Raw genomic sequence first — 13,889 nt, 5'->3', positions numbered from 1 at the left:
CTGGGCGGTGTGACGCGCGGGGTCATCAGGGACAGCACGGTCGGCCCGGTCCTGGGGCGGGGGCTCGCGCCACCACCGACCCCGCCCCAGGACCCCGGGTGAGTCGGGCGCCGTCACGCCTGAGCCCGGTTGAAGGCGCCCGCTCCCAGGACCCCGGGTGAGTCGGGCGCCGTCAGGCCTGAGGCCGGTTGATCGCGCTGCACACCGCGTTGAGGGAGGCGCTGACGATGCTCGGGTGGATGCCGGCGCCCCAACGCACCTCCCCGTTGATGGCGCACTCCACATAGGCCGCCGCCTTGGCGTCATCACCTGCCGACATCGCGTGCTCGGAGTAGTCCAGCACCCGCACGTCGATGCCCACGCTCTCCAACGCGTGGACGAAGGCCGAGACCGGACCGTTGCCGTGGCCCTCGACCTGGTGCTCGACGCCGTCTACCGCGATGGTGGCCGTGAGCACGTCCTGCTCGGTCTCACCGGACTCGTGGATGATCGAGAAGTCCTTGATCGCAACCGGTCCGGTCTGCTCGAGGTACTCCTGCTCGAACTCGGCCCAGATCGCGGCCGGGGACATCTCGCCGCCCTCTGAGTCGGTGCGGCGCTGCACGACCTGGCTGAACTCGATCTGCATGCGACGCGGCAGGTCCAGCTTGCGCTCGGTCTTCATCACATAGGCCACCCCGCCCTTGCCGGACTGGCTGTTGACCCGAATGACGGCCTCATAGGTCCGGCCGACGTCCTTGGGGTCGACCGGCAGATAGGGCACCTCCCACCGGAACTCGTCCACCGGCACGCCCGCCTCGGCGGCGTCCGCCTCCAGCGCCTCGAAGCCCTTCTTGATGGCGTCCTGGTGGGACCCAGAGAACGCGGTGAAGACCAGGTCACCGCCCCACGGGTGCCGCTCGGGCACCGGCAGCTGGTTGCAGTGCTCGACGGTGCGACGGATGTCGTCGATGTCGGAGAAGTTGATCTGCGGGTCGATGCCCTGGGTGAACAGGTTCATCCCCAGGGTGACCAGGCAGACATTGCCCGTGCGCTCGCCATTGCCGAACAGGCAGCCCTCGATCCGGTCCGCCCCGGCGAGATAGCCCAGCTCAGCCGCCGCCACGCCGGTGCCGCGGTCGTTGTGCGGGTGCAGGCTCAGGATGACGTTCTCGCGGTGGTTCAGGTGACGGCTCATCCACTCGATCGAATCGGCATACACATTGGGGGAGGCCATCTCCACGGTCGCCGGCAGGTTGATGATGACCGGCTTCTCAGGGGTCGGGACGAAGACCTCCATGACGGCATTGCAGACGCGTGCGGCGAACTCCAGCTCGGTGCCGGTGTAGGACTCGGGGGAGTACTCGTAGAAGATCTCGGTGTCCCCAGGCAGCTGCTCCTCGTACTTCTTGCAGACCCGGGCGCCCTGCACCGCGATGTCGACGATCTCGTCCTCGCTGGCCCGGAAGACGACTCGGCGCTGCAGGGTCGAGGTCGAGTTGTAGAGGTGCACGATGGCCTGCTTGGCCCCGGTGATCGACTCGTAGGTCCGCTCGATCAGGTGCTCGCGCGCCTGGGTCAGCACCTGGATGACAACGTCATCGGGGATCAGGTCCTCCTCGATCAACATCCGCACGAAGTCGTAGTCGGTCTGGCTGGCCGCCGGGAAGCCGACCTCGATCTCCTTGTAGCCCATCTGCACGAGCAGCTCGAACATCCGCTTCTTGCGGTCGGGGGTCATCGGGTCGATCAGGGCCTGGTTGCCGTCGCGCAGGTCGACCGCGCACCAGCGGGGGGCGGAGGTGATGGTCTTGCTCGGCCACGTGCGGTCAGGCAGGTCGACGGCGGGGTATGCCGGGTAGCGGCTGAACGGCATCCCGCTCGGTTGCTGGGGGTTGCGCTCGATGGCGCTGGCGGGCGTGATGGTGGGGCTGGACGTGGTGGCCTCGGTGGGCGTGACGCTCTGGGTCGTCTGGATGGCGGTCATGCTCGGTTCCTCGCTGGGGCTGTCGGGGTGTCCGGGACAGCAGAGACTCCGCAGCGAGGGCCGGACCTAGAAGGTCTCGCTGCGGCGACTGAGGAGGAGCATGCGTGCCATTGAGGACGACTGTAGCCGATTCGCCTGACGTCGCGTCAAGTGGCCTCCTCGCGTGCCGACTGCCGCCAGCGTCGCCGCACCTACCGCCGCCTCACCTCCACCGCCCGCTGCGTCGCCGCACCTACCGCCGCCTCACCTACTGCCCACTGCCGCCTCACCTCCACCGCCCCGGCAGCCTCACCTACTGCCCGCTGCCGCCTCACCTCCACCGCCCGCTGCGTCGCCTACTGCCCACTGCCGCCTCACCTCCACCGTCTGCTTCACCTCGGGCGTCCACGTGCATGCATGATTCACGCGATTTCGAGATCTCGCGTGAACGACGCGTGCACGTGAACCTCGCGACGAGCGTTGGCGTGCTCGCTGCTAGAGGTCAGGAGATCTCGCAGGTCAGCAGGGCCATGTGGATAAAGTCGCCCGGTCCCGGCGCAGGTGCGAGATCGTGCGGGCCATGGCTCTGGATGTGCAACTTCCCTTCACCTGGCGTCAGGCCCGAGATGAGGGCATTTCGCAGCGGGCGCTGGAGGGCAAGGACTACCGACGTCTGGTTTCGGGCGTGTATGTCGCCGCTGATGCACTCGGCACGAGCCGGTTTTCAGCACAGTCGGCCGCCGCTCGTGCCGAGGCGGGCGCTGCACTTCTGGTCGCGGGAAAGCACGCCTTCTTGTCCCATCACACGGCTGCCAGACTCTACGGAGCGGTCGTGCCGGATGTGCCAGTGCTCCATGCCAGCGTCGCTCCCGGGCGGCGCCGTTCGCGACATCGAGAGGTCGTGGTCCACCAGTCTCGACGTGAGCCGGTCCGGTTTCGCGGCCTGCCGATTACGACCCCAGAGGATCTGCTTCTCGACCTCGCAACTCACCTGTCGCTCGTCGATCTCGTTGTGCTCGGCGACTCGCTTGTGCGGCGCGGACGCACGGCGCCCGAACGACTCGTGGCAGCGATGGAGGAAGCCACCGGGCGCGGGGTCCATCCAGCGCGACGTGCTGCAGCGTTGGTCAGAGCGGGTGTCGACTCACCCATGGAGACCCGCTGTCGGCTGCTGCGAGTCCTGAGCGGACTTCCTGAACTCGAGACCGACATCCGGTTCTACGGCACGGACGGCCAACTGCTCAGGCGACTGGACGCGGGCGACCGACCGACGAAGACGGCCGTCGAGTATGACGGGCGCCATCACGTCGAGCGCCAGGAGCAGTGGGAGGCCGACCTCGGTCGACGCGAGACCTTTGAGAATGACCAGTGGCGCATTGTCACTCTGGTCAGCAAGGACGTCTATGCCACGCCCGGGCTCACGGTCCAACGGCTCGCTCACATCTTTCGGCAGCGTGGCCTGGGCGTCGGCCAGTTGAGCGACGAGTGGCGACGCCACTTCCCAGAGCGGCCCAGCGGCAAGGACACTGGCGCCAGATCCGCGTGACGGTGCGAGTGACCGGCACGCTCGGTGGGTGTGTCGCCGGACCACTTCGCAAGTGCATGGATCCTTCACGCGATGTGCGAGAACACGCGTGAAGGATCCAACCACTTGCACCGGTTGGGGCGTGGGCCGGTTGGGCGTTGGCCGGTTGGGGCGTGGGCCGGTTGGGGCGTGGGCCGGTTGGGCGTGGGCCGGTTGGGGCGTGGGCCAACTGGAAACCTGCGCCAGTCGGGCGAGTTGCCGTCAGTCGGTCGCGGAGGTCACGACCGGCTTGTAGGGCGGCCGACCCGCCTCAAAGGCTGTGATCTCGTCCTCGTGCTGGAGCGTCAGGGAGATGTCGTCCAGCCCGTTGAGCAGGCGCCACGCGACATAGTCGTCGACCTCGAAGGGGGCCGTGATGTCGCCGGCGACGACGGTGCGTGCCTCCAGGTCGACGGTCACCGTGGCGCCGGTCTCATTCTCCAGATATTTCAGGATGAGCTCGACGTCAGGCTGGGCGACCTGGGCGGTGAGCAGGCCACCCTTGCCGCTGTTGCCCCGGAAGATGTCGCCGAACCGGGAGGAGATGACGACCCGGAAGCCGTACTGCTGCAGCGCCCAGACGGCGTGCTCGCGGCTGGACCCGGTGCCGAAGTCGGGGCCGGTGACCAGGACCGAGCCGCCGGCATACGCCTCCTGGTTGAGCACGAAGGAAGGATCCTCGCGCCACCGGCTGAACAGGCCGTCCTCGAAGCCGGTCCGGGCGACCCGCTTGAGCCAGTGGGCGGGGATGATCTGGTCGGTGTCGACATTGCTGCGACGCAGTGGGACGCCGATGCCCGTGTGGGTGGTGAACTTCTCCATCAGGCCGACACCTCCTGCGTCGCCGCGGCGGACGTATGCCGCCCCGTGGCGTCCGTCGGCCCGGCCGGGTCCGCGGGGGGCAGGTCGGCCGGGGAAGAGAGGTGACCGGCGACGGCAGTGGCCGCGGCGACGGCGGGGGAGACCAGGTGGGTGCGCGAGCGGGCGCCCTGCCGTCCCTCGAAGTTGCGGTTGGAGGTGGAGGCGCAGCGCTCCTGGGGAGCCAGCTGGTCGGGGTTCATGCCCAGGCACATCGAGCAGCCGGCCAGCCGCCACTCGGCGCCGGCATCGGTGAACACCGCGTCGAGTCCCTCGGCCTCGGCCTGCAGCTTCACCGCGTGCGAGCCGGGCACCACCATCATCCGCAGGCTGTCGGCGATCGTGCGCCCGCGCAGCACGTCCGCGGCCAACCGCAGGTCCTCGATCCGACCGTTGGTGCACGAGCCCAGGAAGACGGCGTCGACGGTGATCTCCCGCATCGGCGTGCCAGGGGTCAGGTCCATGTATTCCAGGGCGCGCTGTGCGTTGCCCCGGGCGTCCTCGTCGCCGAGAGCGGCAGGGTCCGGCACGACATCGTCCAGCGTCACGGACTGACCGGGGTTGGTGCCCCACGTGACATAGGGAGTCAACGTGGTCGCGTCGATCGTGATCTCCTCGTCGAAGACCGCGTCGTCGTCGGTGCGCAGCTGGCGCCAGGCCTCAACTGCAGCATCCCAGTCAGCGCCGGTCGGGGCGTGCGCGCGGCCCTTGACGTAGTCGAAGGTCGTCTCGTCCGGAGCGATCATGCCGGCACGGGCGCCAGCCTCGATCGACATATTGCAGATCGTCATGCGGCCCTCCATGGACAGGCCCTCGATCGCCTCGCCGCGGTACTCGAGCACATAACCCTGTCCGCCACCGGTGCCGATCTTGTTGATCACCGCCAGGATGATGTCCTTGGCGCTCGCCCCCGGCGCCAACGCGCCCTCGATGTTGATCGCCATCGTCTTGAACGGCTTGAGTGGCAGCGTCTGGGTGGCCAGGACGTGCTCCACCTCGGAGGTGCCGATGCCGAACGCCAGTGCGCCGAAGGCACCGTGGGTGGAGGTGTGGCTGTCACCACAGACGATCGTCATCCCGGGCTGGGTCAGGCCAAGCTCCGGACCGATCACGTGCACGATGCCCTGGCCCAGGCGGCCGCGCCTGTGGTGCACGATGCCGAACTCCGCGCAGTTGGCGGTCAGCGCCTCCAGCTGGGTCTTGCTGATCAGGTCCAGCACCGGTCCGGGCGTCGTCGGGACGTTGTGGTCCTCGGTGGCGACCGTCAGGTCGGGACGGCGCACCGTGCGGCCGGCTACCTTGAGTCCCTCGAAAGCCTGCGGGGAGGTCACCTCGTGCACCAGGTGCAGGTCGATGTAGAGAAGGTCTGGTTCACCCTCCGCCTGTCGCACCACGTGCGAGCGCCAGACCTTTTCGGCCAGCGTGTGTCCCATTGCTCCTCCTCCGCGAACTGTTGTGGTGGCACCCCTGTTGGTGTCCTCCTGGTTGCGGGACACTGTAGTCGTGCCGCTTTCCGTTGCGGAAAGCGGTCTGGTCAGTCTGCCGATGGGAGCGCGTCATGGCTGTTGCCACCTCGTTCAACGGTTTGGCCGTGCTGGGCGACTACCCCGGGTTCAGCTTCACTGCACCGGGGTGGAAGGTGGTCTATGTGCGCTCGCGCCCGGCCGCAGTGATCCTGGAGGCGTGGGCACGGCGGTGGCACGCCGAGATTGAGCCGATCGCCCGGTCCCACCGGGACAACTGGCACCGCCCCCGCGAGCGCCATTCGCGGACCAAGTCCGGTGCGTTCGACCTGATCGGCATCCACTCCTACCGGCCACCGGGCACCAAGGTCGGCACTGGCAACCAGAGCAACCACCGATCCGGGTCGGCGATCGACATCAACGGACACCTGCACCCCTATGAGGCGACGACCCCGGCCGGGAAATACCGCGACGGCTTCACCCAGGCGCAGCGCGACGCCGTCCGAGCCATCGCCGCCTCCGCGCGGGACGCCGACGGCAAGAGCATCGGACGCTCGGGGCTGGACTTTGCACGGGGCAAGCGGGACGGCATGCACCTGGAGATCGCGCCCGGCGTCAGCGAGGACCGGATTGCCGCCGCGGCCCGGCGCTTCGAGGACGAGGTGGGGCGTTCGGCGACCTCCGACGTCTGGTTCCGCAACGCCTTCGGGCACGACGTGGCCCGGTTCCAGCACTTTCTTGCTGACGCCGGCTTCGGGGTGGGGACCGTCGATGGAGACGCCGGCCGCAGGACCCACGGCGCGGTCGAGGGCTTCCAGGACGCCAACGGCCTGACGGTCGACGGGCGCGTCGGACCCCAGACCCGCCGCGCGGCGGGTCTGGACGGCCCGGACATCGCCGGTGGTCCGACCCTGCCGGACCAGGGCCCGAGCGACGCCGAACTGCTGGGCCTGGAGGAGCCGCTCCCGCAGACCGACGAGACCGACGAGATCGACCCTGAGTGAGGCGCGCTGGTGCCCTTGTCCGTCGTGGTGCACGGGTCGGTTGTCCGTCGCGGTGCACGGGTCGGTGCGGCCTGGCGGCGGCCATGGTGCAGACTGACGCGCACCAGCCAGCGCCCCCAGGAGGTCGAACGTGTCGGAGCCAGCAAACCCTGCCGCGGTGCCACCCGCGCCGGGCGCAGCCGCAGGGTCGGGGACGGTGCGCTCGCACCGCCTGGGAGTGATCCCCGGGGACGGGATCGGCCCGGAGGTCACCGAGGCGGCACTGAGCATCCTGGACGCGGCGCAGGGCCGGTTCGGGTTCACCACCGAGCGCACCGAGGTGCCGCTCGGAGCCGACACCTACCTCAGCACCGGGGAACTGCTCACTGCGGACGCCGTCACGCAGCTGCGGGGTCAGGACGCCATCCTGTTTGGTGCGATCGGCAGCCCGAAGGTGACCCCCGGCGTCCTGGAGCGGGGCATCATCCTGGCCCTGCGCGCCGAGCTGCGCCAGGCGATCAACCTGCGCCCCGTCCGTCTCTATCCCGGTGTGCCCACCCCGATCGCGGGACTGACCCCGCAGCGCTGCGACCTGGTGGTTGTGCGGGAGAACTCCGAGGGCAGCTATGTCGGTGGCGGCAGCACCGTGCACCGGGGCACCCCCGCGGCCGTGGCCACGCAGGGCTCGGTCAACACCTGGTATGCCGTGCACCGCGCCGTGGACTTCGCCTTCCGTCTCGCCGCCCAGCGCCGTGGACGAGTCACCCTGTGCCACAAGACAAACGTGCTGGTCGATGCCGGTGCGTTGTGGCTGGCGGTGGTCGATGAGGTGGCGGCCAGATTCCCGGACGTGGAGCACGACTACGTCCACGTCGACGCCATGTGCATGCACCTGCCGGTCGCGCCCGAGCGCTTTGACGTGGTCGTCACCGACAACCTGTTCGGCGACATCATCACCGACCTGGGGGCGGTCCTGCAGGGCGGCCTTGGGGTGGCGGCCAGCGGCAACCTCAACATCGAGGGCTCGGCCCCCAGCATGTTCGAGCCGGTGCACGGCTCGGCCCCCGACATCCAGGGTCAGGGCCTGGCCAACCCCGCAGGAGCCGCGCTGTCCCTCGCGCTGTGCCTGGCGAGCCTGGGTGAGGGCCAGGCCGCTGCGGCGGTCGAGTCCGCCACCGCTGAGGTCCTGTCCGGGCTGCCGGCCCTGTCCGGTGCCGGCATGGGCGCCTCCACCGCGGAGCTGGGCGAGCGCATCGCGGCCCTGGTCACCGAGGCGGGCGACGGTGACGGCGCGGCGGGTGGGCTGGCCGGACCCAGTCTGATGACACAACTCGCGGCGGTTCAGGCCGGTCTGTCAGGTTAACCGCTCAACCGCTGGCACACTGTCCAGGATGAGTCACGCAATCGAGCGTCCCAGCGCCCCGATCCCGGCGGGCACGGGGTCGGCCGGTGCCCGGGTGCCCTTCCCGGCCAGGGCCGTGGTCGACCTGGCCGCGATCGCCCGCAATGTCGGGGTGCTCGGTGAGCGTGCTGGAAGCGCCGGGGTGATGGCAGTGGTCAAGGCCGACGCCTACGGCCACGGCCTGGTCCCCTCCGCCAGAGCAGCACTGGCGGGTGGTGCCTCCTGGTTGGGGGTGGCCCAGCTCACCGAGGCCATCCGCCTGCGCGAGGCGGGGGTGAGCGCACCGGTGCTGTGCTGGCTGCACGCACCCGGTGCCGGGTTCGGCGAGGCGATCACCCAGGACATCGACCTGGGAGTGTCCGCGACCTGGATGCTGGACGAGGTCGCCGCGGCGGCTCGGGTGGCCAGACGGACCGCTCGGGTGCAGCTCAAGGCGGACACCGGGCTGGGCCGCAACGGGGCCTATGTGTTCCCGACCGGCCCCGAGGGCTCCACGAGCAGTGACTGGTCCGAGCTGGTGGACCTGGCCCGACGCCTGGAGGCGGAGGAAGCTGTGCGGGTCACTGGGCTTTTCACCCACTTCGCGTATGCCGACGCCCCCCACCACCCCACCGTCCTGGCCCAGCAGGAGGCCTTCGCCGACGCCGTGGCACTGGCCGAGCGGGCTGGTCTGCGCCCCGAGGTGCGGCACATGTCCAACTCGGCGGCGACGCTGACGACGCCCGAGGCCGCGTGGGACCTGGTCCGGCCCGGCCTGGCGGTCTATGGGCTCACCCCGGCCCCCGAGGTGGGCAGCTCCGAGGACTTCGGGCTGGTGCCGGCGATGACCGCGATCGCGCACGCCTCGGTGGTCAAGCGGGTCCGGGCTGGTCAGGGCGTCTCCTACGGGCACACCTACACCACCACCGGACCGACCACCCTGGTGGACGTCCCGCTCGGCTACGCGGACGGCATACCGCGCCACGCCTCCGGCAAGGCCGAGGTGTTCGTGGGCGGGCAACGCGCCTCGATCGCGGGCCGGGTGTGCATGGACCAGTTCGTCATCGACGTCGGCGACCTGAGCGTCGCCGCCGGGGACGAGATCGTGCTCTTCGGCCCCGGCACCCGCGGTGAGCCCACCGCGCAGGACTGGGCCGAGGCCGTCGGCACCATCAACTACGAGATCGTCACCCGTTTTGGACCCCGGGTCCCGCGGGAGTATGTCGGAACACCCCCGCAAGGACAGGAGACCTGGTGAGCAAGTCCCGCACGGATGTCCTGCTCGGCATCGGCGCCGGCGTCGCGGCGGCCGGACTGGCCACCGTCGGCGCGGTGGCGGCCGACCGGTTGTGGCGTGACCGCAAGCAGGCCGAGGCACTGGGCACCGAGGAGGACTTCTCGGTGCTCCCGGACGAGACCCGCGTCGTGGTCGCCGATGACGGGGTGCCCCTGCACGTCGAGATCAACGAGCCCGCGGACTGGGACGGCAGCGGACCGACCGTGATCCTGTGTCACGGGTTCACACTCGACCTGCGGTGCTGGGTCTATCAGCGTCGGGCCCTGATCGAGGCCGGTCACCGCGTGGTCGTGTGGGACCTGCGCGGGCACGGCAACTCGGGTGAGGGCGACACCGAGGCCTACAACATCGAGCAGCTCGGAGTCGACCTCTCGCGCATCATCCGGGACGTGGCACCCGAGGGTGACCTGATCCTCGGCGGGCACTCGATGGGAGGCATGACCATCATGGCCCTGGCGGAGGCCGAGCCGGGGCTGTTCCGTGACCGGGTCCTGGGCGTGGCGCTGATCAGCACGAGCGCCGGGGGTCTGCACCGGATCACCTGGGGTCTGGGATCGCTGCTCGGGGGAGCGGTCAACCGGGTCGGCCCCAGCGTGCTGAAGGGGGTCTCACCGCACCAGGAGCTCGTCGACTCGCTGCTGCGGGGCGGCCGAGAGCTCCGCGAGTTCTTCGTGGCCCGTGGTTCGTTCGCCTCCCCGGTGTCCCTAGCAGTGGTCCGGCTGACCGCCGACATGATCTTCGGCACTCCCCTGACGGTGATGTCGGCCTACAGCCACACGCTCGAGGACCATGACAAGCGCGAGGCGCTGGCCAACATGGTGGGGCAGGAGGTCCTCGTCTTCAACGGCGACAAGGATGCGCTGACCTCGGCCGTGCACAGCACTGAGATCGTGGAGGCCATCCCCGGCGCCGAGCACGTCTTCGTCAAGGACGCGGGGCACATCATCATGCTGGAGTACCCCGACCTGCTCGCGAGTGAGCTGCTGCAGCTCATCGGTCGGGGTGAGCGCTGCCGGGGACAGCAGCCCCGTGAGGTCCCCGCTCGAGGCGGCTCCCGGCATACGGTCACCGACCTGTCCAAGCGGCGCCGGGACCTGCAGGCCCGACCTCGGCAGCGTAGGTCGCGCCAGGGCGCATGAGTGCCGATGACGCGGTGGTCCGGCCGCACGTGCCAGCACCGGTGAGTCCTGGGCCCCTGGCCACGATCTTGTCGGGTGAGCGGGCGCGACTGGCCACTGCTGAGGACACGCACGCGCTGGGCGTCGAGCTCGGGGCCATGCTGCGACCCGGAGACCTGGTGCTGCTCACCGGTGATCTTGCGGCGGGCAAGACCACGCTGACCCAGGGCATCGGCGCGGGTCTGCAGGTCCGTGGTCCGATCACCTCGCCGACCTTCGTGCTCGCACGGGTGCATCCGAGTCTGGGGTCCGGACCGGCGCTGGTGCACGTTGACGCCTACCGTCTGGGTGGGCTTGCGGAGCTCGACGACCTTGACCTCGACGCTGAGCTGGACGAGGTGGTGACGGTGGTGGAGTGGGGCCACGGGATGGCCGAGGTCCTCGCCGAGAACCGGCTCGAGATCGTGCTCTCCCGGGCTGAGCCCACCGATGAGGCAACCGGTGGCGGACCGGCCAGCGGGGACGGTGTCGTCAGCGGTGACGTGGGGGACAGCGGTGACGTGGGGGACAGCGAGGCCATGTCCGACCTCGAGGGTGCTCAGGCACGCTGGGTGAGCGCCGTCGGGCACGGACCGCGCTGGTCCGGTGCGGAGCGGGCGAGATGACAGACGTGACCGGGCCGGGCCGGGTGCTGGTCGTCTGCACCGGCAACATCTGCCGTTCCCCGCTGCTGGAACGGGTCCTGCAGCGCGCGCTCGACCGGCGATGGGGCACGGGTGGCTATCAGGTCAGGAGTGCCGGGACGCACGGACTGGAGGGCCATCCGATGGATGAGCGTGCGGCGAGCGTGCTGCGGGCACTCGGCGGCACCCCCAGCGGCTTCGTGGCCCGCCGGCTCCGCCCGGCGATGGTGGCAGAAGCCGACCTCGTCCTGACCGCGACGACCGCGCACCGAGGTCTGGTGGTGCGGGCACACCCGCTCGCGCTGCGTTATGCCTTCACGTTCCGCGAGTTCGCCGCGCTGGCCGACACCCTGGACGACGACCAGCTGCCGGGGCCTGAGGGACCGCCCTCCGGAAGGCTGCGAGATCTCGCGGCGACCCTGGTGACCAGGCGTGGGCCGGGCGTGGTGGACGACGCTGACATCGTCGACCCCTTCCGCCGCGAGGACGCCGTCTATCAGCAGATGGATGCCCAGGTGCGCGTGGCCCTGCCTGGGGTCCTGCGCGCACTCACCTGACCCGGGTCCTGCGGGCACTGACCTGACCCGGGTCCTGCGCGCACTGACCTGAGCCGGGTCCTGCGCGCACTGACCTGACCCGGGCGTAGCGACTCCTGCCCGCGGGGGGCCTCATCACTTGAGAACGTGGTCGTGGGTTCGGCTGAGAGCACGCGTGATTTCGGCCGAGGGCACGCGTGGGCATGGCGTTTCCCAAGTCTGGGCATAGCGAGCGCCAATGCCAGGTCATGGGTTATCCTGCAATCCGTGGGGTCACTCGGGCTTAGCCAGGTCGGTCTGCCTGCGAAGATCCTGCAATGGAGCCGTGTGGAAGAAGTTTTGCGGAGGGTCTAGCGGAAAGTCCCTGAACCTACTACCCTCAATGAGTCATGGTTAGGTAAAGTCTTCTTCAAGTTCTCGGCAACATCCTTACGACGGGGGTCGTATGACCGCACAGCAGCAGGTTGAATTGCGCGACAGCGTGTTCAGCCGTACCAGCGTTGTGCGCGGTACCCCAGGTACCCGCCCGCTCAAGCCTCTCTTCGTCCTTCCCGACGGACTCGCCACTGACAATCGCCCCCGAGACCGCCGTGCTCCCGGTCATACGCGCGCCCGGGGCTACCTGGACGGCTATCTGCGGTGGCTCCGTTTCTCCGACGCCGTCGTCATCATGGTCGCCCTGGCGATCACCACGCTCACCCGGTTCGGTCTGGCGGATGCGCCGTTGGTCTCCACCCAGTTCGGTTACTGGACCGTCAGTGCGGGACTGGCCGTGGCGTGGGTGCTCATGCTCCACCTCCACTCCTCCTACGACGGCCGATTCAGCGGTCACGGTGTGCAGGAGTACCGTCAGGTCTTCCACGCCTCGCTCTGGCTCTTCTCCACCCTGGCGATCGTCGCCTATGCCATCAAGCTGGACGTGGCCCGCGGCTACGTGATGCTGGCGTTCCCGCTGGGCACCCTGCTCCTGCTGCTGTCCCGCTATGCCGCCCGCCGGTGGCTCGTCCGACAGCGCCGGGAGGGCATGTTCTCCGACCGGGTCCTCCTCGTGGGAGGTCGCGCCGAGGTCGAGGACCTCGTCGTCGCCCTGCGCCGCACGCCGGACGCGGGCTACAACGTCCTCGGTGCCTGTGTCGACGACCTCCCCCGGGGGAGCAAGGTCGCCGGTGTCCCTGTCGTCGGCTCGGAGCTGGATGTCGTGGCCCGTGGAGTTGACCTGGGGATCGACGTCATCGCGGTGTCCTCCTCGGCCGGCCTGGGATCTGCCGGGTTGCGCCGGCTCGGGTGGGCGCTCGAGGGCACCGAGATCGACCTGGTCGTGGCCCCCGGCATCATGGACGTGGCGGGCCCCCGGGTGCGCACCCGTCCCGTGCAGGGCCTGCCGCTGATCCATGTCGAGGCGCCGACCTTCAGCGGACCCACCCTGGTGTTCAAGAACGTTCTGGACCGGACGCTGGCGGCCCTCGGGCTCATCGCGCTCCTGCCACTCTTCCTGGCCGTGGCCCTCTCGATCGCGCTGGACGACCGCGGGCCGGTCTTGTTCGGTCAGGAGCGGGTCGGGCGTGACGGGCGCACCTTCCGGATGCTGAAGTTCCGCACCATGGTCACCAATGCGGAGTCGGCGCTGCCGGCCCTGATGGCCCTCAACGAGGGCTCCGGGCCGATGTTCAAGATGCGCCGCGACCCCAGGATCACCCGGATCGGCGCCTTCTTGCGTCGCTACAGCCTGGATGAGTTTCCCCAGCTGATCAACGTTCTGCGGGGCGAGATGAGTCTGGTCGGGCCGCGCCCGCCGCTGCCGCGTGAGGTGGCGGCCTATGAGGCCGACACCCGCCGACGCCTGCTGGTCAAGCCGGGCATGACCGGCATGTGGCAGATCAACGGCCGCAGCAACCTCTCCTGGGAAGAGTCGGTCCGCCTCGACCTCTACTACGTCGAGAACTGGACGCCGCTGCTGGACCTGATGATCATGTGGCGCACCGGACATGTCGTGCTCCGTCCCGACGAGGACACCGGCGCCTACTGAGGCTGCCGCCGCGGCGGGGTGGTGGAGCGATACGC

General features: G+C 69.5%; 12 protein-coding genes. 8 read left to right on the top strand and 4 right to left on the bottom strand.

Features of this window, described 5'->3' with window-relative positions:
• Positions 1-172: 172 nt before the first annotated feature.
• Both leuA and FNH13_RS16305 read right to left on the bottom strand, forming a co-directional pair.
• Complete coding sequence (gene leuA, locus FNH13_RS16310; RefSeq protein ID WP_143784425.1) at positions 173-1,966, bottom strand: 2-isopropylmalate synthase; 1,794 nt, start codon at positions 1,964-1,966, stop codon at positions 173-175.
• 703 nt (positions 1,967-2,669) lie between these two features.
• Entirely contained in the window at positions 2,670-3,047 is a 378-nt protein-coding gene (locus FNH13_RS16305; RefSeq protein ID WP_143784424.1) for a hypothetical protein, read from the bottom strand.
• 48 nt (positions 3,048-3,095) lie between these two features.
• Here FNH13_RS16305 and FNH13_RS16300 point away from each other — a divergent pair, with 48 nt between their 5' ends.
• Complete coding sequence (locus FNH13_RS16300) at positions 3,096-3,491, top strand: hypothetical protein (RefSeq protein ID WP_143784423.1); 396 nt, start codon at positions 3,096-3,098, stop codon at positions 3,489-3,491.
• A gap of 240 nt (positions 3,492-3,731) precedes the next feature.
• Here FNH13_RS16300 and leuD read toward each other — a convergent pair whose 3' ends face one another.
• A complete protein-coding gene (leuD, locus tag FNH13_RS16295) occupies positions 3,732-4,331 on the bottom strand; it encodes a 3-isopropylmalate dehydratase small subunit (RefSeq protein WP_143784422.1) in 600 nt (199 codons plus the stop codon).
• Complete coding sequence (gene leuC / locus FNH13_RS16290) at positions 4,331-5,800, bottom strand: 3-isopropylmalate dehydratase large subunit (protein WP_143784421.1); 1,470 nt, start codon at positions 5,798-5,800, stop codon at positions 4,331-4,333. Before leuC ends, leuD begins: the two co-directional genes overlap by 1 nt.
• Positions 5,801-5,925: 125 nt before the next feature.
• Here leuC and FNH13_RS19630 point away from each other — a divergent pair, with 125 nt between their 5' ends.
• The 7 genes from FNH13_RS19630 to FNH13_RS16255 all read left to right on the top strand — a co-directional run bounded on the left by FNH13_RS19630 (position 5,926) and on the right by FNH13_RS16255 (position 13,854).
• The gene (locus FNH13_RS19630) at positions 5,926-6,834 is read left to right on the top strand and encodes a peptidoglycan-binding domain-containing protein (protein ID WP_228266451.1); all 909 of its coding nucleotides are present in this window, start codon (positions 5,926-5,928) and stop codon (positions 6,832-6,834) included.
• A 196-nt stretch (positions 6,835-7,030) separates the two neighbouring features.
• Positions 7,031-8,176, top strand: coding sequence for a 3-isopropylmalate dehydrogenase (locus FNH13_RS16280; protein ID WP_143785186.1), 1,146 nt, complete (start codon positions 7,031-7,033; stop codon positions 8,174-8,176).
• Positions 8,177-8,204: 28 nt separating this feature from the next.
• Positions 8,205-9,452, top strand: coding sequence for an alanine racemase (alr, locus tag FNH13_RS16275; protein ID WP_143784420.1), 1,248 nt, complete (start codon positions 8,205-8,207; stop codon positions 9,450-9,452).
• Positions 9,449-10,630, top strand: coding sequence for an alpha/beta fold hydrolase (locus tag FNH13_RS16270; RefSeq protein ID WP_228266450.1), 1,182 nt, complete (start codon positions 9,449-9,451; stop codon positions 10,628-10,630). The genes alr and FNH13_RS16270 overlap by 4 nt, the downstream gene beginning before the upstream one ends.
• Entirely contained in the window at positions 10,627-11,274 is a 648-nt protein-coding gene (tsaE, locus tag FNH13_RS16265) for a tRNA (adenosine(37)-N6)-threonylcarbamoyltransferase complex ATPase subunit type 1 TsaE (RefSeq protein WP_143784418.1), read from the top strand. Before FNH13_RS16270 ends, tsaE begins: the two co-directional genes overlap by 4 nt.
• A complete protein-coding gene (locus tag FNH13_RS16260; RefSeq protein ID WP_143784417.1) occupies positions 11,271-11,849 on the top strand; it encodes an arsenate reductase/protein-tyrosine-phosphatase family protein in 579 nt (192 codons plus the stop codon). Before tsaE ends, FNH13_RS16260 begins: the two co-directional genes overlap by 4 nt.
• Positions 11,850-12,273: 424 nt before the next feature.
• Positions 12,274-13,854 (top strand): sugar transferase, encoded by a 1,581-nt coding sequence (locus FNH13_RS16255; RefSeq protein ID WP_143784416.1) that lies wholly within the window; start codon positions 12,274-12,276, stop codon positions 13,852-13,854.
• The last annotated feature ends 35 nt before the right edge of the window (positions 13,855-13,889 follow it).

Source organism: Ornithinimicrobium ciconiae (assembly GCF_007197575.1).
Classification (GTDB): domain Bacteria; phylum Actinomycetota; class Actinomycetes; order Actinomycetales; family Dermatophilaceae; genus Ornithinicoccus; species Ornithinicoccus ciconiae.
The sequence above is the reverse complement of the archived record's forward strand: the minus strand, read 5'-3'. Positions and strand labels throughout refer to the sequence as shown.